The sequence below is a fragment of the Rhizorhapis suberifaciens genome, assembly GCF_014200045.1.
Lineage (GTDB): Bacteria > Pseudomonadota > Alphaproteobacteria > Sphingomonadales > Sphingomonadaceae > Rhizorhapis > Rhizorhapis suberifaciens.
In genome coordinates this window covers 195,124-217,687 of sequence record NZ_JACHOV010000006.1, presented here as the reverse complement: position 1 = coordinate 217,687, position 22,564 = coordinate 195,124, and the positions used below count along the sequence as shown (strand labels likewise).

General features: G+C 58.6%; 18 protein-coding genes. 6 read left to right on the top strand and 12 right to left on the bottom strand.

From position 1 onward, the window contains the following. Positions 1 to 133 precede the first annotated feature (133 nt). The 3 genes from ahcY to HNQ99_RS09575 form a co-directional block, all read right to left on the bottom strand. A complete protein-coding gene (gene ahcY / locus HNQ99_RS09585) occupies positions 134 to 1,546 on the bottom strand; it encodes an adenosylhomocysteinase (RefSeq protein ID WP_322790353.1) in 1,413 nt (470 codons plus the stop codon). 125 nt (positions 1,547 to 1,671) lie between these two features. Continuing rightward, entirely contained in the window at positions 1,672 to 2,157 is a 486-nt protein-coding gene (locus tag HNQ99_RS09580; RefSeq protein ID WP_184475419.1) for a hypothetical protein, read from the bottom strand. A 97-nt stretch (positions 2,158 to 2,254) separates the two neighbouring features. Next, on the bottom strand, positions 2,255 to 2,815 hold the full coding sequence (locus HNQ99_RS09575; RefSeq protein ID WP_184475457.1) for a YqgE/AlgH family protein: 561 nt from the start codon (positions 2,813 to 2,815) through the stop codon (positions 2,255 to 2,257). A gap of 170 nt (positions 2,816 to 2,985) precedes the next feature. Between HNQ99_RS09575 and HNQ99_RS09570 the strand changes: the two genes are divergently transcribed. The 4 genes from HNQ99_RS09570 (at position 2,986) to galE (ending at position 7,200) form a co-directional block, all read left to right on the top strand. Next, positions 2,986 to 3,468 (top strand): peroxiredoxin, encoded by a 483-nt coding sequence (locus HNQ99_RS09570; RefSeq protein WP_184475418.1) that lies wholly within the window; start codon positions 2,986 to 2,988, stop codon positions 3,466 to 3,468. A gap of 117 nt (positions 3,469 to 3,585) precedes the next feature. Continuing rightward, positions 3,586 to 5,037, top strand: coding sequence for an AMP nucleosidase (locus HNQ99_RS09565; protein WP_184475417.1), 1,452 nt, complete (start codon positions 3,586 to 3,588; stop codon positions 5,035 to 5,037). A gap of 175 nt (positions 5,038 to 5,212) precedes the next feature. Next, positions 5,213 to 6,172 (top strand): UDP-glucuronic acid decarboxylase family protein, encoded by a 960-nt coding sequence (locus tag HNQ99_RS09560; RefSeq protein ID WP_184475456.1) that lies wholly within the window; start codon positions 5,213 to 5,215, stop codon positions 6,170 to 6,172. After that, positions 6,169 to 7,200 (top strand): UDP-glucose 4-epimerase GalE, encoded by a 1,032-nt coding sequence (gene galE / locus HNQ99_RS09555; protein ID WP_184475416.1) that lies wholly within the window; start codon positions 6,169 to 6,171, stop codon positions 7,198 to 7,200. The genes HNQ99_RS09560 and galE overlap by 4 nt, the downstream gene beginning before the upstream one ends. Here the strand turns inward: galE and HNQ99_RS09550 are convergent. Genes HNQ99_RS09550 through HNQ99_RS09540 form a run of 3 tightly spaced genes read right to left on the bottom strand, consistent with a single transcriptional unit; the run spans position 7,166 to position 12,142 of the window. After that, complete coding sequence (locus HNQ99_RS09550) at positions 7,166 to 8,950, bottom strand: ABC transporter ATP-binding protein (protein ID WP_322790352.1); 1,785 nt, start codon at positions 8,948 to 8,950, stop codon at positions 7,166 to 7,168. The genes galE and HNQ99_RS09550 overlap by 35 nt on opposite strands. After that, positions 8,943 to 10,991, bottom strand: a complete 2,049-nt coding sequence (locus tag HNQ99_RS09545; protein ID WP_184475415.1) for a glycosyltransferase family 2 protein — start codon at positions 10,989 to 10,991, stop codon at positions 8,943 to 8,945. The genes HNQ99_RS09550 and HNQ99_RS09545 overlap by 8 nt, the downstream gene beginning before the upstream one ends. Further along, on the bottom strand, positions 10,988 to 12,142 hold the full coding sequence (locus tag HNQ99_RS09540) for a glycosyltransferase family 2 protein (RefSeq protein WP_184475414.1): 1,155 nt from the start codon (positions 12,140 to 12,142) through the stop codon (positions 10,988 to 10,990). Before HNQ99_RS09540 ends, HNQ99_RS09545 begins: the two co-directional genes overlap by 4 nt. Before the next feature lie 111 nt (positions 12,143 to 12,253). Here HNQ99_RS09540 and HNQ99_RS09535 point away from each other — a divergent pair, with 111 nt between their 5' ends. Beyond that, positions 12,254 to 13,288: a glycosyltransferase family 2 protein gene (locus HNQ99_RS09535; protein ID WP_246414849.1), complete on the top strand. Its 1,035-nt coding sequence runs from the start codon at positions 12,254 to 12,256 to the stop codon at positions 13,286 to 13,288. Here the strand turns inward: HNQ99_RS09535 and HNQ99_RS09530 are convergent. Continuing rightward, on the bottom strand, positions 13,243 to 14,571 hold the full coding sequence (locus tag HNQ99_RS09530) for a glycosyltransferase (protein ID WP_184475413.1): 1,329 nt from the start codon (positions 14,569 to 14,571) through the stop codon (positions 13,243 to 13,245). The two genes, HNQ99_RS09535 and HNQ99_RS09530, sit on opposite strands and share 46 nt — an antisense overlap. Before the next feature lie 272 nt (positions 14,572 to 14,843). Between HNQ99_RS09530 and HNQ99_RS09525 the strand changes: the two genes are divergently transcribed. Continuing rightward, positions 14,844 to 15,623: a DUF2569 domain-containing protein gene (locus HNQ99_RS09525; RefSeq protein WP_184475412.1), complete on the top strand. Its 780-nt coding sequence runs from the start codon at positions 14,844 to 14,846 to the stop codon at positions 15,621 to 15,623. A gap of 8 nt (positions 15,624 to 15,631) precedes the next feature. Here HNQ99_RS09525 and HNQ99_RS09520 read toward each other — a convergent pair whose 3' ends face one another. The 5 genes from HNQ99_RS09520 to HNQ99_RS09500 all read right to left on the bottom strand — a co-directional run bounded on the left by HNQ99_RS09520 (position 15,632) and on the right by HNQ99_RS09500 (position 22,334). Beyond that, positions 15,632 to 16,567 carry a right-handed parallel beta-helix repeat-containing protein gene (locus HNQ99_RS09520; RefSeq protein WP_184475411.1) on the bottom strand — a complete coding sequence of 312 codons (936 nt, stop codon included), beginning with the start codon at positions 16,565 to 16,567 and terminating at the stop codon, positions 15,632 to 15,634. Between the two features lie 95 nt (positions 16,568 to 16,662). Further along, positions 16,663 to 19,263 (bottom strand): methionine synthase, encoded by a 2,601-nt coding sequence (gene metH, locus HNQ99_RS09515; protein ID WP_184475410.1) that lies wholly within the window; start codon positions 19,261 to 19,263, stop codon positions 16,663 to 16,665. A 115-nt stretch (positions 19,264 to 19,378) separates the two neighbouring features. After that, positions 19,379 to 20,422 (bottom strand): homocysteine S-methyltransferase family protein, encoded by a 1,044-nt coding sequence (locus HNQ99_RS09510; RefSeq protein ID WP_184475409.1) that lies wholly within the window; start codon positions 20,420 to 20,422, stop codon positions 19,379 to 19,381. After that, positions 20,419 to 21,366, bottom strand: a complete 948-nt coding sequence (metF, locus tag HNQ99_RS09505; protein WP_184475408.1) for a methylenetetrahydrofolate reductase — start codon at positions 21,364 to 21,366, stop codon at positions 20,419 to 20,421. Before metF ends, HNQ99_RS09510 begins: the two co-directional genes overlap by 4 nt. Next, on the bottom strand, positions 21,363 to 22,334 hold the full coding sequence (locus tag HNQ99_RS09500) for an ArsR/SmtB family transcription factor (RefSeq protein ID WP_184475453.1): 972 nt from the start codon (positions 22,332 to 22,334) through the stop codon (positions 21,363 to 21,365). The genes metF and HNQ99_RS09500 overlap by 4 nt, the downstream gene beginning before the upstream one ends. Positions 22,335 to 22,564: the final 230 nt, after the last annotated feature.

Sequence of the window (22,564 nt, the reverse complement as noted above, 5' to 3'; positions counted from 1 at the left end):
ATTCAGCCCCTGCTTGTAATGATTACCGGATATCATGGTCATGCAGGGGCAGTAGCCCAATCTGGGCGGCGGGTGAAGCCGGGATAGATATCCTCCCCCGCGAAGGAGGAGGAATTAAGCTGATGATCCTAAATCAATAACGGTAATGGTCAGGCTTGAACGGCCCTTGGGTGGGGACGCCAATATAGTCGGCCTGCTTCTGGGTCAGCTGGGTAAGCTTCACTCCGAGCTTGTCCAGATGAAGCGCTGCCACCTTTTCATCAAGATGCTTGGGCAGGACATAGACGTCATTCTTATACTGATCGCTCTTGGTGAAGAGCTCGATCTGCGCCAGCACCTGGTTGGTGAAGCTGGACGACATGACGAAGCTTGGATGGCCGGTGGCACATCCCAGGTTGACGAGCCGGCCCTTGGCGAGAACGATGATTTGCTTGCCATCTGGGAATTCGACCAGATCCACCTGGGGCTTCACCTCGGTCCACTTCATATTGCCAAGGCCAGCGATCTGAATCTCGCTGTCGAAATGGCCAATATTGCAGACGATGGACATCGGCTTCATCGCCCGCATGTGATCGACCGTGATGACATCGGCGTTGCCAGTGGCGGTTACAAAAATGTCGGCGCGGGTGACCGCTTCCTCCATAGTGACAACTTCATAGCCCTCCATCGCCGCCTGCAAAGCGCAGATCGGATCGATTTCAGTCACCAGGACACGCGCGCCGCCATTGCGCAGTGACGCAGCCGAACCCTTGCCCACGTCGCCAAAGCCGGCGACGCAGGCAACCTTGCCCGCCAACATCACGTCGGTAGCCCGGCGAATGGCGTCGACCAGGCTTTCCTTGCAACCATAGAGATTGTCGAATTTGCTCTTGGTGACGCTGTCATTGACGTTGATGGCCGGGAAGGGAAGCTTGCCCTTTTTCGACAGATCATAGAGGCGGTGGACGCCGGTGGTGGTTTCTTCCGAAACACCTTTGATGGCCTGAACCGTCTTTGTAAGATATCCGGGGCGCTCGGCCAGGAAGCGCTTCAGCACCGCTACAAAAATTTCCTCTTCTTCGTTGGAGGGTGTGAAGAGCGCTTCACCTGCCTCCGCGCGCGCGCCCCAGAGCGCGAACATGGTGGCGTCGCCGCCATCGTCCAGGATCATGTTGCAGGTTTCGTCCTTGCCCCAGTCGAAGATGCGGACGACATAATCCCAATAATCCTGAAGGCTTTCACCCTTGATCGCAAACACGGGGATGCCACGCGCGGCTATGGCGGCGGCGGCGTGATCCTGCGTCGAATAGATGTTGCAGGTCGCCCAGCGCACGTCGGCGCCCAGGTCGGCCAAAGTCTCAATGAGAACCGCTGTCTGGATGGTCATGTGAAGAGAGCCAGTTATCCTCGCTCCCTTCAACGGCTTGGACGCTCCGAATTCCTGGCGCAGCGCCATGAGGCCGGGCATTTCCGTTTCGGCAATGCGGATTTCAGCGCGGCCGAAATCGGCAAGGCCGAGGTCTGCGACTACATAATCGGAAAAATCAGCAACAGGTGCAGTGGCCACAATGGTCTCCTGGACTTTTTGAAATAGGGTCGGGCCGCCACAGCAATGCGGCGGCATCGGTTGGAGCTTCTCTACCAACCCATGCCGCCGGAATCAAATCAAATATAAAGATTTCTTTATATGAGTTACTTTGCCGCGATGGTAAGCGGGCATTTCGCGCCCGGCAAACGCGGATCAGCGCCCGCTCGCTGCGCAAGGGTGACAAGCGCCGCCTTGCTTGGCGACGCAGCATTGGCTGCCCGAGTCAGCGACTGCATGTCGGAACAGGCCAGCCCGACCGCCCCTGCGCCATAGCTGTTGGCCAGGGAAGTCACATAGCCATCATAAGCGTTGAGCGCCGCCTTTGCGCCGAGAGTCTGTTCAAATTGTGCGCGCAGCTCGTCATTCACCTGCGTCAATGCCGTCCGCTTGGAGCGGACAAAATCATTATATTCATCGAGAAAGTTGACACCTGTATTCCGGCACCGCAGCGCCGAGACCATCAGCATGGTTTCAAAGTCACGCACCTGCGCCGCCTCTATCGCCTGTATATTCCAGCAAGAGGCAGCCTGCGCCGGTGTTACCGAGAATAGTATCACTACTCCCATTATCGCTTTCAGAATATTTCGCATTCCAGTTCCCCGTCCCAATCCCCTGGGACGGAGCATGCGCTCTACAGTTTGTGCAAAGATTGACCGGTATTGTTAATGGCGGATTGCCGATGTTCGTTCAGGCATGGCCGCTTTGATTTGCCAGCAGGCTGGCGTCTATCCCGCTTGCCGACCATGCCGCGGTCCATCGTGTGCGGGTATCGGTGCTAAATAAAATCGTGTCGCTCGCTGGCGCAACGAACCAGCCGTGACGCGTCATTTCCTCCTCAAGCTGCCCCTTCCCCCAACCCGCATAGCCAAGCGCCACGATATAGCGCGTCGGGCCACGCCCTTCGGATATGGCCTTCAGCACATCAAGCGAGCCGGAAAGACCCCAGCGGTCACTCACCTGCAACATGTCCTGCCCACCCCAATCAAGGCTATGCAGAACAAAGCCCCGCTGACGCTCCACCGGCCCGCCCCGCAGAACGGGCACTTCTGGTACGTTTTCACCCGGAAGATCGAACTGCGTGAGCAACTCGCGTAACGAAAAACCCGGAATTTCCTGCCCGATATTGATTCCGAGCGCGCCATTTTCGTCATGGGCGCAAAGCGCGATCACGGATCGTTCGAAATTGGGATCGCCTATGCCGGGCATCGCCAGCAGCAGGCTTCCGGAATAAAAAGGCGCGTCATCCATGGTTGAAGAATATCGAACTTCCCCCTGCCGGTCCAACCGCACTTGCACTTTCCCTCCCAGAGGTCGGCGCACCGTATATATTTCGCGGCGGGGAGTTCGAAGCGCTTGACTCGGCAGGCCCGAGGCACGACCTCAGGCGCGCCATTCGGAATCAGAAAGGACCTCCCAAAATGACCATCAGCAAGGGCGACAAGCTTCCTCAGGTGACCTTCACCACCATGACTGCCAACGGCCCGGAAGCGGTCGACAGCGAAACTTATTTTAAGGGAAAGAGGGTAGCTCTTTTCTCTGTACCGGGGGCCTTTACGCCTACCTGCTCAGCCAAGCACCTGCCAAGCTATGTCGAAAAGGCCGATGAACTGAAGGCCAAGGGCATTGATGAGGTCGCCTGCACCGCCGTCAACGATGCTTTCGTCATGGGTGCATGGGGCAAGGCCAATGGGGTTGAAGACAAGGTCACCATGCTTGCGGACGGCAATGGCATTTTTGCCAACGCCGTTGGCCTGGAAATGGACGGCAGCAAATTTGGGCTCGGCACGCGCGGACAGCGCTTCTCGATGATCGTCAACGACGGTGTCATCGAAAATATTTTTGTCGAAGCACCGGGCGATTATAAGGTGTCCTCGGCTGAACATATGCTCGAACAGCTTTGAAACGATAGGCCCATTGCGGGGCCGCTTTCTTCATATTTTCAAGGCCAGCGCAGAAATTGTGCTGGCCTTGGCTTTACCGCCCTTCCCGACACTCCCCAAAAGCGTTACCTTTCGTCCATGACCCCTTCGGTTCAAGGCAAGGACGTCGTTGCGCAGCTCGACGAGATTTACCAGGCATCATTGCAGAATCTGCGCTCGGCCATGCTGCGCTTTGCCGCCGATGGCATGGTTCCCGGTCCCGAGGCCGTCGAACAGAGGCTTTTTTGCTATCCCGAGCTGCGGGTCACGCACGCCGGGGGGCCCGATGCTTCCCAGCATGGCCGCTCTTTTGCCCGACTTTCGACTCCAGGCGTTTTCATCAGCACTATTACCCGCCCCGCCATGTATGCCGCCTATCTGGCGGAACAAATCGACCTGCTGGTTCGGGACTACGGGGTAACCGTAGAGGTAGCGAAGAGTACGCAGCAAATTCCCTTTCCCTATGTGCTGGACGGCTTGGATATGGCGGAGCTGGACGGGATCGCGCCGACCGAACTCGCCCGGCATTTTCCGTCGACTGACCTGTCGCACATCGGGGACGAAATTGCCGACGGCCTCTTCCTTCCTGACGCCGAGGGCGTTCGCCCGCTGGCTCTTTTCGACGGATTGCGCACCGACTTTTCGCTCGCGCGCCTCAAACATTATACCGGCACTCCGCCGGAACATGTGCAGCGCTTTGTGCTGTTCACCAATTATCACCGCTATGTCGATGAATTCGTCAGTTGGGCCTGCGAAGCGTTAAAGAAGGAGGGGCGTTTTACGGCTTTATCGGGCGCAGGGGGCGTCTTTGTGACGCCTGACACCGCAGACCCGGCTGCCGCCATCGCCGATAGCGCCTGGCGCAGACACCAGATGCCCGCTTATCATTTGATGGCGCCGGACCGCAGCGGCATCACGCTGGTCAATATTGGGGTCGGCCCCTCCAACGCCAAGACAATCACGGACCATCTGGCCGTGGTCCGGCCAGAGGCGTGGCTGATGATCGGGCATTGCGGCGGGTTGCGCCCCAGCCAAAGGATTGGCGACTATGTGCTCGCCCACGCCTATTTGCGGGACGACCATGTGCTTGACGAAATGCTCCCCCCCGAAATCCCTATTCCCGCCATTGCAGAGGTTCAGCTGGCCATGGCGAAGGCCGCTCATCAGGTTTTGGGCGGCACGGAGGAGGAATTCAAGCGTCGGCTGCGCACCGGGACGATCGTCACCACGGATGACCGGAACTGGGAACTCCGCTTTTCCAAATCCGCCCTGCGCTTCAGCCTGTCGCGCGCCGTCGGTATCGACATGGAGAGCGCAACGATCGCGGCACAGGGTTACCGCTTTCGTGTTCCCTATGGAACATTGCTCTGCGTGTCCGACAAGCCGATCCATGGCGAGTTGAAGCTTCCCGGTCAGGCCAACCGCTTTTATGAAGAAGCGATAGCCAGCCATTTGCGCGTTGGGGTCGAAACCTGCGAACTGCTGCGCCAGGAGGGCGCGAAGCTCCACAGCCGCAAGCTTAGGGCCTTTAACGAACCGCCGTTCCGGTAGAACGCCATCCTGTCTCGCCTTCGCTCTGGCTTCCGCCTCATTATCCGAACGGATGATCCGACATTGCTTGGAATCCACCGGAAGGAACATAGTGGGCCCATTGTTTATTTGGCATCTTCGCAGAGCAGCAGGACCAGACAGGATTGAACAATTGAAGCAGACCCGACGGGCGCTGATGCGCCGGAAACGTGTCCTGGTGACAGGTGGCGCGGGCTTTCTTGGCTCCTTTCTTTGCGAAAGGCTGCTCGCAAAGGGCCATGAGGTCGTCTGCGTGGATAATTTCTTCACCGGAAACCGCGACAATATAGCGTCCATGCACGGGGAGCACCGTTTCGAGCTGCTTCGCCATGACATTACCTTCCCGCTGTTCGTCGAGGTGGACGAGATTTACAATCTCGCATGCCCCGCCAGCCCGGTGCATTATCAGTTCGACCCGGTCCAGACGACCAAGACCAGCGTGCACGGCGCCATCAACATGCTGGGGCTCGCCAAACGCACCGGAGCGAAGATCCTTCAGGCCTCCACCTCCGAAATTTATGGCGATCCCGAGGTCCATCCCCAGAGCGAGGATTATTGGGGCCGGGTCAATCCGATCGGCCCGCGCTCCTGCTATGACGAGGGGAAACGCTGCGCTGAAACCCTGTTCTTCGATTATTGGCGACAGCACCAATTGCCGATCAAGGTCGCCCGCATCTTTAACACCTACGGGCCGCGGATGCAGCCGGATGATGGCAGGGTCGTATCCAATTTCATCCTTCAGGCGCTGCGCGGCGATCCCATCACCATTTACGGCGACGGCATGCAGACCAGGTCCTTCTGCTTCGTCGATGACCTGATCGAGGGTCTTATGCGCCTGATGGCTTCTCCCGATGATGTGACGGGTCCGGTCAACCTTGGCAATCCCGTGGAATTCACGATGTTCGGCCTAGCCGAAGCCGTCGTAAAGCTGACGGGCAGCAAATCGACCATCGAGCACCGCCCCCTGCCCCAGGACGATCCCCGGCAGAGGCGGCCTGACATCACGCTCGCCAAAAGGCTGCTCGACTGGGAACCGACCGTTCCGTTGGAAGAGGGTCTACGCCGTACGGTCAGCTATTTCCGCGACCTGATTGACCGGGGCGACTTGCACACATGAGGAAGCAAACCATCCTGGTCACCGGAGGGGCGGGCTATGTCGGCTCGCATTGCTGCAAGGCCTTTGCGCGCGCCGGGTGGCAAGTGGTGACCTTCGATAATCTTTCTCGCGGCCATGCCGAGGCGGTGCAATGGGGGCCGCTTGTACAGGGCGACATACTGGACGCAGGGGCACTTGACGCCGTGTTCCGCGAATATCGCCCCGATTGCGTGGCGCACTTTGCGGCCCTTGCTTATGTCGAGGAATCGGTGCGGCAACCGGAACTTTATTATCGCAATAATTGCATCGGCACCTTCACCCTGCTTGACCGGATGCGCGCGGCAGGCGTGACGAAGCTGATTTTCTCAAGCACCTGCGCCACCTATGGCGTACCGGAACATGTTCCAATTGGCGAAGATCATCCCCAATGGCCGATAAATCCCTATGGCTGGTCGAAGTTGATAGTGGAAAGAATGCTGGCCGATTATGCACCTGCTTATGGCTTGGACAGTGTAGCATTGCGTTATTTCAACGCGGCGGGTTGCGATGTGGATGGGGACATTGGCGAATGGCATGAGCCGGAAACCCATGCCATCCCGCTGGCCATAGCGGGAGCGCTGTCGGAGGAGCGAGCCTTTACTGTGTTTGGCACTGATTTCGAAACGCGGGACGGCAGCGCCATAAGAGACTATATCCATGTCGGCGACCTCGCGCGCGCGCATGTGCTGGCGGGCGAATGGATCATGACGCAATCGGGCTTTAACGCCTTCAACCTCGGGACGGGACAGGGCACGACCGTCCTGGAGATCGCCAATGCCGTGGCCAGCGAATGCGGCAGCACCCGGCCGGTTCAAACAGGGCCAAGGCGAGCGGGCGATCCGCCCATCCTGATCGCCAACGCTAGTAAGGCAAAGCGGGAACTAGGCTGGGAAGCCGAGATATCGGACATAGAAACGATTGTCCGGACGGCAGTCTCCTGGTACCGGCGCCAGCAGGCCGCCATCAGAAATCACGTCAAGAAATGGCCGCAACCGACACAGGCTGCTTAGGCTTCAGCAACTCGGCGGGACTACCCTGGCCGATGACCTTGCCCTGGTCGAGACAGATAACATGATCCACTTCCCGGACGGTTTCCAGGCGGTGGGTAATGATAAGGATTGTCTTACCTGCAAAGCGCGTTTCCAGCGCGGTACGGATACGGGCCTCCAAAGCTGTATCGAGGGCGCTGGTGGCTTCATCCAGAATCAATATGTCTGGATCGCGCAAGATGGCGCGGGCAATGCCGACGCGCTGTCGCTGACCGCCGGAAAGGTTGAGGCCCTGCTGTCCTACCCAGCTTGAATCGCCATAGTCGAGCCCGGCCAGAAGCTCGGTGAGGCCGGACAGTTCATAAGCCTCTGAGAGGGCGGCCTCTTCCGGATCATCACGAGCCATCGACACATTGTCGCGGACCGTTCCTTCAAAAAGGTCTATATCCTGCCCCGCGACGGCAAGGGTTTTCAGCCATTCCTCACGGCGGATAGCGCCTATCTCCGACGTATCAATGAGGACATGGCCGCGATCCGGGGCATAGAGGCGCAGCAGCAGGTTGACGACGGTAGTCTTGCCCGAGCCGCTTGCTCCGACCAGTGCCGTTATCTTGCCTTGGGGAATATCGAAACTGGCATCCGCTAGCGCGGGACTGCCATCATAGGCGAAGCTGACATTCCTGAATTGGATTGCTTCATAGGCCGGAGGCATGGGCTGTTCGCCATCAGCGGGAAAGCTTTTGCCCTCCGGCCCGATCATCTTGCGAACGGCGCGCAGTTGCGGTGCGGATTGTGCGAGGAAGAGCAGGTTCCCCTCAAATTCGCGCAAATGCGGCTGCAGGCGATAGAGCAAGGCCACAATCGTCAGCGTGGCATGGAAATCTATTGAAAGCACGCCAGCGCCAACTACGATCAGGCATAATATGGCAAGATACCCAATCTCCGTTGCCGGGCCTATCGCGGCATTCAGTCGATCCATACGGGCAAGGCTTTGGCGAGCGGACGCCGAGGATTGCAAAAAGGCGCGATGCTGGGCCGCTTCCCTGCCATAGGCCCGAATAGCCCGCATCCCTTGCAAGGTCATGAGCATCAGGCCGCCCATCGACTGATGCTCCGCCTTTACCGCTGCGCCAAGTTCGGTGACCGGCCGGGACAGCTTTCCAAGGAATGCCGACACCAAAAAGGCGCAAACCGTCGCAGCCAAGGTGACCTTCCATGACAGCGCGAACAGAAACACGGCGAAGACGAGAATGGCGCAGAGATTGATGATGAGTCGCGTAAAGGCCGAATTGGCGGCCGCCACGCCCCAGCTGTCGGTCCCCAAAATCTCCATCAGCTCCGCCTGCTCATGGCGGCGGATAAACTCATAGGCGACCTGGAGATATTGTCGGTGAATCCGGTTCCGGGCTGTCTCGCTGATGCGGGCGCTGAGCCCTGCGGAAATGCGGGTATAGGCATAACCAACAATGCCGCGCAGGACGATGAGAGCGAAGATGACTGCCGCAAGCGATACTGGCCCACCAAGCGCGTCCAGTAGCCATACCGCTCCCGAGCCAAAGGTTTGCATCGCGGCTTCCGGCTCGTCCAACTGCCCCAGCGCCGCATAAAGAAAAAGGATGATAAGGCTGATGCCGGCCGTCTCGGCAAGCGATGCCAGGACGCCAAGAAATACCAGCAGCGGCATGGGTCGCCGCGCCGCTGGAATCATTTCCAGCAAACCCCAAAGATCCCTGAGTGTAGCCAGCCGGTCGGCTAAAAGGCCCTTAGGCACGCATGGCTTCTTCCCCCACACAATCGTCCCTTCCGGCAATAATGAACTTCCTGGGCTTATAGTTTTTGCGCCGCCGAGGCGTACCTACTATCCGACGCCTTGCCCCCCGCATCAAAGCCCTGGGAAAGCGCCACAGCATCAATGCAGCCATATGGTGGGGCGCACGCAGGGCAAACTTACGCATCAACCGCACCGCCGAAGCAAAATCGCCCCGCTCCGCCGCCGTATTCAAGCTCCATATCATGAAATGGTTTTGGCCGCGAATGATAGCGCGGCGATGATCCGGGTGACGGCTCAACATCTCTTGGCCGACTAGCTCGAAAGATCGAACCATTCGCATCATGTCGCTGGACATGGCCCCGCTGAGCTGACGGTAGCCGGTGAGCGGCTCAGGCACGAGCGCGAAGCGGTATTTTTCGGCAATGCGAAAATAGATGGAGAAATCCTCGCAGCCCTGCGCTTCGCGGTCTTTCAGGCTGCTATCGAACCCGCCCGCCGCCTCCAGCGCGGATCGGGTTATCAAGGCCGCACTGCCATTGCCGACGAAATTTCCCCGAAATATGTCTTCCAATACTCTGCCCGAAATCAAAGGTCGGTAATTGCTGCTGATGATATGGCTGTCCGCATCGATTTTGGCATACCATGTGTAGGCGAGGCCCGCCTCCTCACCCGCCTCCCTCAGCGCCTTCAATTGGAGCGCGATCTTGTTGGGTCCCCAAAGATCGTCCGCATCCACAAAGGCGATAAGATCGGCGGCCGCCGCTTTCCAACCGGCGTTCCGCGCCGCCGCTACGCCGGCGTTTTTTTGCTGCATCACGCAGATACGCGGATCCTCTGACGCTTCGGCCAGCGCCAAGTCTGGTGTTGCGTCAGGGGAGCCATCATCAACGACCGTGATATCCAGCGCCGAATGGGTCTGGTGCCGGACGCTGGCCAGCGTCTCACCGATCGTATCGGTGGCGCGATAGGCCGGTATGACGACGCTCACCAATTCCTTTGGCGAGGAAGGCTCCACGCGCAGCATTCCCGCCAACTTGAGTTTTAATCCTTCACGCGTTTCCGGCGACACCACGCTGTCTATCATTGCCCGATCCAGCAATTCATTCGTTGCCGACCAGTCCCGCGCAAAACTTGCAGGAGTGCGGCAAGCGCCCGTGCAAAGCGCCTCCAACAGCATTGATGCCGCGGCCTGAAGACGTTCTTCCTTCGCCTGAATCTGGGGCAAGGGCGGCAAATTCTGCAATGGCTGTCCTTGAGCCGCGGCAACCGTACGGCACCAAAGCCCGAAATAGGCGAGCGCCATGTCCTGCGCTTCATCCATGAGCTGGCGGTCTTTGTACGTGCCGCCAAGGTGCGCGAATCCCCTTGCGATCACCGTAGCGGCATCGGAAAAAAGCTGGGTTACATTGGCTGAAAGCGAGTCAGGGCCGATCCGGTAAAAGGCATATAGCCCCGGAGCCTCCGTCAGCATTGCACCTGAAAAAGCCAATCTTTGCCATAAATCCCAGTCTTCGCAGGTAGGGAGGCTTGAATCGAATCCGCCGATGGCCTCTATCCTCTGACGCAGGACAAGCATGGAGTGACTGGCAAGCGGATTGCGGTGCGCAAAGTCCTGCGCCGGATCGACCGCAAGGTCCTTTGCAAAGCGGGGCATGAAGGCCTGTCCCTGGGGCGTGACCCGCACATATCCGCAATAGCTTGCAGCGGCATTCTCGTCTTTGCGCAATGCAGAGTGCAACTGCTCGACATGACCACGGCTGATCCAATCATCGGCATCGAGGAATAGCACGGCATCGCCCCGTGCATGCCGCAAGCCCTCGTTCCGAGCCGCCCCTACTCCTTCGCCGGGACCGGTCACGATCCGGATGCGCCCATCGTCCTTTGCACGATCAGCCGCGATGCTGGCCGTGCCGTCGCGCGATTCGTCATCGACGACAATGGCCTCAATATCCACGAATTCCTGGCCGAGAACGCTCGCCAGAGTTTCTCCCAGAGTTGCTTCCGCATCCCGAGCAGGAATGATGACCGACACAGCCGTCATCGAGCGTTGCCCCGGCTATGCCGCGCATAATAAAGGAGGCCCGCGATGAAGCCAGTAACTTCCTTACCGAGAAATTGGTTATCCGGTTGGACTCCGTAGCGGAATTTCTGCCAAAGCCGCTGGGCATAATAGCGGGGCATAAGGCTGAAGGCTCGCCACAAATTACCGCGATTATGCGTACGCTCATATTGGACCAGAAGGGCTGCGGCGTGCCCGCGCATATAATGGTAGATTTGGGCGGACAGGCCCTCCATCTCCCGGCGGTGATAATGAAATGCGACGGCCGCCGGTTCGTAGAAGCAAGTACCGCCAACACTCAGCACCCGGTGCCAATATTCCGAATCCCCCGAACAGCCGGCAGCACCCACATCGAGCCGCTCATCGAACAGCCCCGCTATTTCAAACGCTTCGCGGCGAAAGGCCATGCTGGCCCCTGCACCGATTTTCCAAACCTCGCTGCCAGTGCTTCGATCCGCAGCGAAAAAGTCTGAACCGAAGCTCAGCGGTTCATAGCCTTGGCCGAAACTCCAATAGGTTTCGAAAATCTGCTGCGCCTCGGTTTCCAGTTCGGCGGGCAGGACCAATCCCGTAACTGCCATGGCGTCATTGTCTTCAAGCGCGCGAACCAGTCTTTCCAGCCAACGGGGATGCAGATGCACATCATCGTCGGTGAAAGCGATGATCCGGGCAGTGGCACGAAGAACACCACTATTGCGTGCAATGTCCAGCCCCGCCCTGTCCTCCCGCACATAGATCACGCCTGCCGCTTCCGCCACCTTGCGGGTTCGATCGTCCCGGGACGCATTGTCAACCACAATAATTTCGACCGGCGGCTGGCTTTGTCCCGGAAGCGAAGCGAGGCAGCGGCGCAACTCATCGGGACGGTCGCGCGTGCAGATCACAAGCGATGCCGCGGGAGATGGTCTAGGTGGCTGCCTGGCGATCTGCGTTGCACGCTCGAACACGGCTTTGCCCGAGATGTCGGACCAATGAGTCTGAAGGTCGATGACAGTGCCCGGCCTTCCCCGGTCACGTACCTGACCTACCGGGACATCCTTCCACCAAAAAATAATGAGCGTCTCCGCCGCCCCACGCAATAATGTGGGCGGCATGGCAGACGCGTCGATATGCTCGATCGCAATAGGCGGCATTGGTACCTCTGGTCGTCTGCGTGACAATGGAGGAACTGCGGCGCCGCGCGTATAACCTAAAATGATATGCTGCGGCGACGAGTTCGATTTATACGATGAACAAAGCTATTTTTGGAGGCCAAGCGCAAGGCATCTGATTACCTGCGTAAAAACCGGAGTAAGACCCTGGCACAGACAGACAGCACGGTTTCCGTAGTCATTCCTGCCTATAATGCGAGTCGCACGATAGCGGAGACGCTGGAGAGCGCGATCAACCAGACGCATCAAGCGCTGGAAATATTGGTCGTCGATGACGGATCCAGCGACAGCACCTCTGAAATTGTGGAGGATTATGCTGCGCGGGACGGGCGCGTTCGCCTGATCCGGCAGATAAATGGCGGTGTCGCCGCCGCGAGAAACGCGGGCATTACGGCTACAAGCGGTGAATTCATAGCGCCGCTCGACGCCGATGATCTGTGGCATTCCACCAAAATCGCACGGCAAGTGGAACTGTTCGCCCGCAACGGACCGGAACTAGGCCTTGTGTATACCTGGTTTGCGCTGATCGACGAACGTTCACGGGTGAAGCAGTTGCGCCATCGGCCGGAGCATCAGGGGCAAGTGCTGGCGCCACTCGCCTTCCACAATTTCATCGGCAACGGCAGTTCAGCTCTCATACGCCGCACGGCTCTGGCCCATACCACGGGCTATGACAGTTCCCTGCGCGCACGTGGGGGCCAGGGCTGCGAGGACTGGAAGCTGTATTTTGAAATTGCGGAGCGTTACAGCTTTGGCCTCGTCCCGCAGCCGCTGACCGGATATCGCGACCTTGCCGACAATATGTCGAGCGACGTCCTTCAGATGCTTCGTTCGCGCGACCTGTGCACATTGGACTTGTTGCCGCGGCATCCTGATCTGGCGCGGGCATTCCGCACCGGGCGCAATCGGCTAAGCCGCTTCCTCTTTCACCGGGCGATCAGACGTGGCCGGATAGATGAGATCACCAAACTTGCGCTGTCCATCGGGCGCCATGACCCGGTCTATCTGGCGAGGCTTTTGGCGACGCTTCCGCTCGCGGCTTATGAGGGCATAACCGGTCGGGTTTTCGGCAGTAAGGATTATCAGGGAAGAGACATGATCCGCTTTGCCGATTTCAACCCGTCCTGATCGGGCGCGGCGGCGCCTGCCATGCCGGTCAGCGACGAAAAAAGACTGGTGAGCAGTTCAAGATGACGGCCGGCCGAATATTCCCGCCGCGCCTTGGCAGGTCCCTCCCGCCGCAGCGTTTCTTCCAGATTGTGATCAGTCAGCAGCCGTTCAATGGTCGAGGCAAGTTCCTCTTTGTCCCCCGCACGAAACAGTAGCCCGTCCTTGTCATGCTCGATTGCCAGCGACAATGAACCCAGGTCGGATGCAATCACCGGCACGCCCGCACAAATGCTTTCAAGATAGCTGTTGGGCAAATTTTCAAACCAGAGCGACGGGATCAGCGAGGCAACGGCATTCTTCAAAAGAGCGGGAATGTCCTCAGCCGCGACGGGGCCATCGAAATGGATGCAATCCGAAAGACCGGCGGCCCGCACCCTTCGCACCAATTCACGCCCATAATCCACATATTGCGGGCTACCGACAATGCGCAGGGGTGGGATATGCGCCCGCCCCATACGGGCTCGCAGGATCGCCATGGCGTCGATCAGCGTTTCAAGCCCCTTGGAAGGATCCAGACGCCCGAAATAGAGCAGATGCCGGCGCGCGCCCGGCGATTGACCGCAAAACATCTCCTCATCCGCGAACGTCGGAACGCAGACCAGCCGCTCCGGTGGGAACCCGCCCTTGATCATCATCTGGGTGAGAAAAGGATTAGTCGTGACAAACCGGTCAATGAGGTCGAGATAGCCGCTCCGCCTGTGATACCACGTCGCCGCAGCGTCCATCGCCGACACCAGCCGGCTGTCGTGGACGCAGCCATGCACCACCCCCGGCCAAAGGCGCCCTTCCAGGCACTTGGTACAGGTCCGCCCCTTCCGAAGAAAATGATGTTCCGCGCAAAGGAAGCCATAATCCGACACGCGGACGACGACCGGAACTTTTGCCTTATGAAGAGCAACCAGCACAGAAGGGGACAATTTGCGCATGAAAAGCATCAGATAGGCGACGTCGGGACGAAAATCTTCGATCAGCCTTGCAAGGTCCCGTTCGACCTCAGCGGAATAGAATAGACGTTGGAAGGTTTTGACGAACGACGCGGGCCGCTTGCGGTGCTGGTCGAAGAATATCTCATCGGGGCCGCCAATCGGGGTCGTAAAATAGGGAGACCAGGGCGACGTCTGGTTCTGACCATAGTCGATAGAGAATATAGCCGTCTCATGCCCGGCTCGTTCAAGGACGCGCTCAATATTGAATAAGTAGCGCTCGGCCCCGCTGGCGACAAAATACCGGTGATTTATCAATAGGATGCGCAATGTTAAAATCGCTCCACAGCAAGAAACCAGCCTGAACTTCTGCCGTCCATCCCGTGATCTTGTAGAGAAAACACCGCCCTCTATCCAATTCTATAAAGTACTAGATCTAAACATTCCGGACTGAATGACAAACCGGATGGAGAAAACCCATTTTGTTCATAGGCTTAGGAACATGAACCCGACGTTGACCATTGGTTAACCACAATGGTCCAAACTCGGCCCTGACATTCCCGTCTTTCCTTGGCTATAGTGGAGCCGCGATGATTGATCGGCTTTCTCGGAACCTTCACGGCAAGAGCGTTCGGCTGGTGGCGGCCTTGCAGGCCAACCTTCGATCCATAGCGGCAATATGGATGCTGATCATAAGCTTCGCTTGCGGTCTTCGACTGGCCTTTGCCGTCACGCATATCGATCCAGGCTTAGGGGTGGTCAGTAATGCCTTGCCCTATGTGGCGGTCACGATGGCGCCGGTGGCAACATTATTCTTTGCGCTTCGCATGTTTCCCTCGGGCCAGCTTTATGCGCAGCCTGCAATTCGTCTTTCGCGCTATGGCCGCTGGCGGCGGGTAAATTGCCTCGATGCTCGGGCGCTTCCCGCCTTTGGCGCTACCGGCCTAATGGCCTCCCTACTGGTCGGCATGCTTTTGAACGTGCCGGTCCGCACCGCGGAGTTCCTGGTAGCGATACCGGCCTTGGGGAGCCACGCGCCGGGGTGGTATCAGGCGTTGTTTCACGTCATGGTCGCCGACGTCGTCATCCTGACCAGCCTATATGTCTTCGCCTTTGTGATGGCTATTCGGCTGGTGCCGTTCTTTCCCCGCTTTCTGGTGCTTGTATGGGGCATGGACCTGCTGGCTCAGCTCAGCATAGCGAAGCTCGTCGCCTCGGTATCCGGCGTGCCGATGCCGGTCGAACGGGCGCTGCTCGATCTGTTGGAAGGCAATTTGAAGAAGGTGCTTATCAGCGCCGCAATCTGGCTGCCCTATCTGATCCTTTCGGACCGGGTAAACATCACCTACCGTCAGCGCATCAGTAAGTGAAATAATGGTCAGCGCCGTTCGAACGGCTTTATTCCCTGACCCAACACATTCGGGCCCAGTGCTATCCGATCGCCGCTCCAATCGGCGACAAAGGTGCTTGAACGCGTAATGCCTGGAGCGAATGCTGCGCGGTTGTCCCTGATCACCAGCCCGTTGGAACTGTTTTCCTTGCCCTCCGCGGCCAGCGCAATGAACGCGCTGTAATTTTCCTTGCTGCGGCCCTGCACCATCTGATTTCCTGAAATAAGGCCCGTCGCCCCCGCGGGAAGGTCGATCATGTAGTTGGTCTCACGGCCTCCTGTATCGTCGAAGCTGTTCCCGACAATGTCGGCAATGGCTGCGCGCGATTTTACATAATGGCCGCCATTGCCTAGTTCAAAGCGGGATCGGGTGACGCTCAGCTTGCCATAGCCGCCCACATAAATGCTGTGAGCGCAGGAAAGTCCGCGGTCGCAACGGCCGAGATGCTGAAAACTGGACCGGTCGATCCGGATCGCTCCGGCAGGATCGGCCGCCGTCAATATGCCCTGTTCGCTATTTCGGAAAAGACTGTTCACGACATCCAGATCGCCGCGCTCGAGCCTGATGCCGGCTCCATTTGCATCGGGCACGCGCATATTCTGGAAAATGACGCCGTCCACAATCGCTCCCCGCCCCCGCAGGACAAGCGCCGCCTTCCCCTCGCAGGTCGCGCCGTCGAATATGACCGTGCCGGGCTCTCGGGCCTTGAAGGTGATCATACCGGCCGACTGGACGGCACATTGCCGATAGCTGCCCGGCCTGATCAGAATGACGCCCTTGCCCTCGCCAATCGCCTGCACCGCCTCATCCAGGCGTGCAAAGCTTCTGCCCTGTTCCACGACCATGAAGGGACCTTGACCTTCATCGGCAAATGCCGCGGTGGTCACTGCTATTGAAACAAGAGCGGCGGATAAAATTTTCATGACGGCCTTTCCGTTTGGTGGAGAGCCGCTTAACCCAAAGAAATGAAATGCCGCTGAGTTGATATGGTTAATTACCCCAGCGGCCGTTCTTGCGGTCAATCCAGGTTGGGCCTCAGCCAGCGCTCGGCGGTCTCCATGTCCACACCGCGGCGAACGGCATATTCCTCCAACTGATCCCGACCGATCCGCGCCACACCGAAATATTCGCTTTGGGGATGACCAAAATAAAAGCCGCTAACGGCTGCGGTCGGCAGCATGGCGAAGTGATCGGTGAGCGTGATGCCGCTATTCTCCGTCGCGTTCAGAAGATCGAAGAGCAATGGCTTTTGACTGTGATCCGGACATGCCGGATAGCCGGGCGCCGGGCGGATGCCGCGATACTGCTCCTTGATCAGTGCTTCGTTGGTAAGCTGCTCGCCCTCCGCATAACCCCACAGCGTCGTGCGGACATGCAGGTGCATCCGTTCAGCAAAGGCTTCGGCCAGGCGATCTGCCAGGGCTTTCAGCAAGATGTCGTTATAATCGTCATGCGCCGCCTTGAAGCGGGCCAGATGCGGCTCGATGCCGTGTCCGGCCGTGACCGCGAAACCGCCGATCCAGTCGTATTCCGGGGCAATGAAATCGGCAAGACACATATTGGCGCGGCCCTCGCGCTTGCGGATCTGTTGCCGCAGGAAGGGCATGCGTACCTCTTTCCCGCCGACTTCGATCAGGACGTCATCGTCCTCACGCCGGCACGGCCAGAGCGCAGCCACGCCCTTGGCGGTCAGCCATTTTTCCTTGATGATCTGGTCCAGCATCTTCTGCGCGTCATCGAACAGACTCCGCGCGCTTTCACCGATGATCGCGTCATCCAGAATGGCTGGATAATTTCCCGCCAGTTCCCACGCGCGGAAGAAGGGAGTCCAGTCGATATAGTCGCGCAGGTCGGCCAGATCCCATTCGGGATAGACATGCAGCCCCGGCTGTTTGGGGGAAGCAGGTTTCAACGCCGGATCGATCGTGAAGGCGTTCGCCCTCGCTTCTTCCAGCGTTACCAGTTCGCTTTGGCCTTTGTTGGCGCGGGAACGGCGCACATCCTCATATTCCTCGGCCACCTTCACAACGAAGGGATCGCGCTGGGTCTCGCTCACCAGCGTGGAGGCGACACCGACCGCGCGGCTCGCATCCAACACATGCACCACAGGACCAGTATAGGCCGGCGAAATGCGCAATGCGGTATGAACCTTGGATGTAGTCGCGCCGCCGATGAGCAGCGGCATGTCCATGCCGGCGCGCTGCATCTCTTGAGCCACTGTCACCATCTCGTCCAACGAAGGCGTGATCAGACCCGACAGGCCGATCATGTCGGCGTCATTCTCATTTGCGGCCTTCAAGATGTCCGTCCAGGCGACCATCACGCCAAGGTCAATGATCTCGAAACCATTACACTGAAGCACCACGCCTACGATATTCTTGCCGATGTCATGAACGTCACCCTTGACGGTCGCCATGACGATCCTGCCCTTGCCCCGCGCATTCTGATCCTTTTCCGCCTCGATATAGGGGAGCAGGTGAGCGACGGCCTTTTTCATGACGCGGGCGGATTTCACAACTTGGGGCAGAAACATCTTGCCTGAGCCGAACAGGTCGCCGACCACATTCATGCCGTCCATCAGCGGGCCTTCGATCACCTCGATAGGACGGGCAGCGACCAAGCGCGCCTCTTCGGTGTCCTCAACCACAAAGGCGTCTATGCCTTTGACCAGGGCATGTTCCAGCCGCTTGGAAACGGCCCAGCCCCGCCATTCCTCGGCGGCCTTTTCAGCCGCCGCGTCAGTGCCGCGGAATTTCTCGGCCAAGGTGATCAGCCGCTCGGTCGCATCGGTACGCCGGTTGAGGATGACATCCTCGCATGCCTCGCGCAGTTCGGGATCGATCGTGTCATAAACGTCGAGTTGCCCCGCATTGACGATCCCCATGTCCATCCCCGCTGGAATGGCATGATAGAGGAACACCGAATGCATCGCCCGGCGCACGGGCTCGTTGCCACGGAAGGAAAAGCTGAGGTTTGAAAGACCGCCAGAGATGTGCACATGCGGGCAACGCTGACGGATTTCCCGCGCGGCCTCAATGAAATCGACGCCATAATTATTATGCTCTTCAATCCCTGTCGCGACCGCGAAGATATTGGGATCGAAAATGATGTCCTCGGGCGGAAAGCCAATGTCGGTCAGCAGCTTATAGGCGCGCTCACAGATCTCGATCTTGCGTTCCCTGGTATCCGCCTGTCCTTTCTCGTCGAAGGCCATGACCACCACGGCCGCGCCATAAGCCATCACTTTGCGCGCATGTTCAAGGAAGGCATCCTCCCCCTCCTTCATGCTGATCGAATTGACGATGGGCTTGCCCGACACGCATTTGAGCCCCGCTTCGATCACTGACCATTTGGAGCTGTCCACCATGATCGGCACGCGCGCAATGTCGGGCTCGGCGGCGATCAGCTTAAGGAAGGTGGTCATCGCGTGCTCGGCGTCGAGCAGCCCCTCGTCCATGTTGACGTCGATGATCTGCGCACCATTCTCAACCTGCTGCCGAGCGATCTCCACGGCAGCGGTATAGTCGTCCGCCATGATCAGCTTCTTGAACTTGGCCGATCCAGTAACGTTGGTGCGTTCGCCTACATTGACGAAAATGGCTGTGGTCTGTTGGTTCATTGTCTCATTTCAATTTCTGCGACATTCCCGCGAAAGCGGCGACCCATCTCACCTCCATCTCCAGCATTGTAACGGGGATGAGACAAAGGGTTCTGCTTTCGCTGAATGATGAAGTTCAAGCCGCTATATTCATCGGCTCCAGCCCCGCCAGGCGCGTCACCACCGGCGGATGCGGTATCACCCGGGGCGGAAGCCCCTCCACCGCCTTGCGCATTGCCGCGATATGCGCGGGCGTGGAACCGCAACAGCCGCCCAGAATATTGACCTGACCATTATCCGCCCATTCCTTCACCAACGAGGCCGTCTGCTCGGGCAATTCGTCATATTCACCAAGCTCATTGGGCAACCCGGCGTTCGGATAAACCATGACGAGCGTATCGGCGATGTGGCTCAGCGTCTGGACATGTGGACGAAGCTGCTGCGCGCCAAAGGAACAGTTAAGCCCGATCGTCACTGGCCGGGCATGACGAACGGCGTACCAGAACGCCTCGACCGTATGGCCTGACAGGTTCCGCCCAGAAAGGTCGGTGAGCGTCATCGACAGCATCATCGGCACATCCTTGCCATGCGCCTGCGCCGCTTCGATGACTGCCATGATTCCGGCCTTGGCGTTCAGCGTGTCGAACACGGTCTCGATCAGGATGAAATCCACGCCGCCGTCGATCAGCGCGTCGGCCTGTTCCCGGTAGACATCCTTCAGATAATCGAAGTCAATTTCCCGAAAGCCGGGATCGTTGACGTCCGGCGAAAGGGAGAGCGTCTTGTTGGTCGGCCCAATCGCTCCCGCCACAAAGCGCGGCCGCCCATCCTGCGCGGCCCTGTCCGCCGCGTTCCGTGCAAGCTGCGCCGATGCAAAGTTGATCTCGCGCACAAGATGTTCCGCGGCATAATCGGCCTGGCTGATCCGATTGGCGCTGAAGGTATTAGTGGAAACGATGTCGGAGCCCGCCGCCAGATAGGCGTTCGTTATCTCCTCCAACACTTGAGGCCGTGAAAGAGCCAATATGTCGTTATTGCCTTTCTGGTCCTTCGCCAGCCCCAGGGTCCCGGCATAGTCCGCCTCACTGAGCTTGTAATTCTGGATTTCCGTACCGAAGGCTCCGTCGGTCAGCAAAATCCGCTTTGATGCCTCTGCCTGCAAATGGGCCCGCGCGCTCATGCCGCTTCCTCACGCAGTTGCGCCTCAGGCCGACCCCGGAGGCCCAGCAGGTGACAGATGGCATAACTCAGCTCCGCCCGGTTAAGCGTGTAGAAGTGGAACTCCCGCACGCCGCCCGCATAAAGCTTGCGGCAAAGCTCGGCCGAAATGGTCGCTGCCACCAACTGGCGGGTCGAGGGATGATCATCCAGTCCCTCGAACAGCCGGTCCATCCAAGGCGGGATGGCGGCTCCGCACATGGCGGCGAACTTCCGTGTCTGGGCCACGTTCGACACCGGCAGGATACCCGGCACGATCTCTGTCTTGATCCCGGCGGCCGCAACCTTATCCCTGAAACGGAAGAAGGTTTCCGGTGAAAAGAAGAATTGCGTGATGGCGCGGCTGGCGCCTGCATCCAGCTTTCGTTTCAAATTGTCGAGATCGGCCTGACTGCTCACCGCCTCCGGATGCGTTTCGGGATAGGCAGCGACGCTGAGGTCGAACGGCGCAATCTCCTTCAGGCCCGCAACCAGATCGGCCGCGCTGGCATAGCCCTCCGGGTGGGGCGAAAAACCTTTTCCTTCCTCGGGCGGATCGCCGCGCAACGCCACGATGTGCCGAACGCCTGCCTCCCAATAAGCCTGGGCAACCTCCGCAATCTCGGCCTTGCTTGCGTCGACGCAAGTCAGGTGCGCAGCTGGCAGCAGGTCCGTCTCCCGCACGATCCGCGCTACAGTCGCGTGTGTCCGTTCCCGCGTAGAACCGCCTGCCCCATAGGTGACCGACACAAAGCGTGGCTGAAGCGGGGCAAGCGTCTGGATGCTGCTCCACAAGGTTTCTTCCATCTTCTGGTTCTTGGGCGGAAAAAATTCGAAGGAAACATGCGCGTCGCCCGATAGGTCGCCAAACATCGGCGCGTCCAGCGCCCGGCGTGCTTCCTCCAGCTGCGTCAGGGTAAAAGTCATGATGCGCTACGTCCCTTTATCGGCAAGACTTGCGCCTCATGCCGGCGCGCAAGCCATAATTTAACAGTAAGTTCGCCACCGGCGAACGTCCGTTCCTGCTCCAGATCGAACCCTGACTGTTTCAACCAACGTATCATCTGATCGTCAGAGAAACCAAGGCGCGCGTGGGCGTTGTTCACTCGAAGTTCTTCCCGCTCGTGAGGACCAAAATCCGCGATGAGCAGCCTTCCCCCGCTATCCATCACCCTCGCCGCCTCTTCAATCACCAATTCCGGCTGCTGCGCATAATGCAGTACCTGGTGAAGAATGATCGTATCGGTCACCCCTTCCGAAAGCGGCAGGGCATAGAAATCGCCCAGCAACAGTTCATATTTCTCCGAACCTTTTTCTGGCAGCTTAGCTCGGGCAAAGCGAAGCATTTCGGGGCTTCGATCAATTGCGACCACTTGGTCGGCCGCATCACCGAACAATTGGATCATCCTGCCCGTGCCCGTCCCAATGTCCAGAAGGCGACCGATCCTTTCGCCCTCCAGCATGGAGCGCATGGCCGCCTCCACGTCGGCCTCAGGCGCATGAAGCGATCGGATGGCGTCCCATTCCTCGGCATGTTCGGCAAAATAGCGCTCTGCCGCGTGAGCCCGATCCATGCGGACCGCCGCAAGCCGCGCCAGATCTGCCTTCACCCAAAGAGCCTCGCTATCGGAAAGTTCCGCAACGTCCAGGAACCGCATCAAAGGGGCAATATGGCCGGACTGTCCCAAGCGGAGAAATACCCAGCTTCCCTCCTTGCGCCGCTCGGCAAGCCCGGCCTCCACCAAGATGCGGACATGACGGGAGACACGGGGCTGGCTCTGCCCGACCACTTGTGCGATCTCCCCTACCGAAAGTTCCATGGAACGCAAAAGACAGACGATCCTCAACCGCGTCGGGTCAGCCAGAGCGCCAAATATGTCCAATATTGCGACCATGAAAGTATGATATAAAGATTTCTTTATATCAGTCAACCTTGTTTCTGAAATGCGGATTTTAGGCGTCTTAGGCAATCACTTCCGGCAGAAGCGATTGGAAATCAACGAAGGATTAATGTCATCCATTTCGGTAGGGATTGCCTTGGGCCTAACAAATCGTTACGTGTGCGCCTGCAGGCCAAGCAGGGGTTGAGCTTCTCTTGAGCCGGCCTGCATCAGGTTCAGTCTCT

Excerpts from the sequence above, each read along its gene's own strand:
- metH (WP_184475410.1), bottom strand. The coding sequence starts at position 19,263 with ATGAACCAACAGACCACAGCCATTTTCGTCAATGTAGGCGAACGCACC.
- HNQ99_RS09580 (WP_184475419.1), bottom strand. The coding sequence starts at position 2,157 with ATGCGAAATATTCTGAAAGCGATAATGGGAGTAGTGATACTATTCTCG.
- HNQ99_RS09565 (WP_184475417.1), top strand. The coding sequence starts at position 3,586 with ATGACCCCTTCGGTTCAAGGCAAGGACGTCGTTGCGCAGCTCGACGAG.
- HNQ99_RS09560 (WP_184475456.1), top strand. The coding sequence starts at position 5,213 with ATGCGCCGGAAACGTGTCCTGGTGACAGGTGGCGCGGGCTTTCTTGGC.
- HNQ99_RS09545 (WP_184475415.1), bottom strand. The coding sequence starts at position 10,991 with ATGACGGCTGTGTCGGTCATCATTCCTGCTCGGGATGCGGAAGCAACT.
- HNQ99_RS09520 (WP_184475411.1), bottom strand. The coding sequence starts at position 16,567 with ATGAAAATTTTATCCGCCGCTCTTGTTTCAATAGCAGTGACCACCGCG.
- HNQ99_RS09510 (WP_184475409.1), bottom strand. The coding sequence starts at position 20,422 with ATGAGCGCGCGGGCCCATTTGCAGGCAGAGGCATCAAAGCGGATTTTG.
- galE (WP_184475416.1), top strand. The coding sequence starts at position 6,169 with ATGAGGAAGCAAACCATCCTGGTCACCGGAGGGGCGGGCTATGTCGGC.
- HNQ99_RS09500 (WP_184475453.1), bottom strand. The coding sequence starts at position 22,334 with ATGGTCGCAATATTGGACATATTTGGCGCTCTGGCTGACCCGACGCGG.
- HNQ99_RS09575 (WP_184475457.1), bottom strand. The coding sequence starts at position 2,815 with ATGGATGACGCGCCTTTTTATTCCGGAAGCCTGCTGCTGGCGATGCCC.
- metF (WP_184475408.1), bottom strand. The coding sequence starts at position 21,366 with ATGACTTTTACCCTGACGCAGCTGGAGGAAGCACGCCGGGCGCTGGAC.
- HNQ99_RS09525 (WP_184475412.1), top strand. The coding sequence starts at position 14,844 with ATGATTGATCGGCTTTCTCGGAACCTTCACGGCAAGAGCGTTCGGCTG.
- HNQ99_RS09540 (WP_184475414.1), bottom strand. The coding sequence starts at position 12,142 with ATGCCGCCTATTGCGATCGAGCATATCGACGCGTCTGCCATGCCGCCC.
- HNQ99_RS09570 (WP_184475418.1), top strand. The coding sequence starts at position 2,986 with ATGACCATCAGCAAGGGCGACAAGCTTCCTCAGGTGACCTTCACCACC.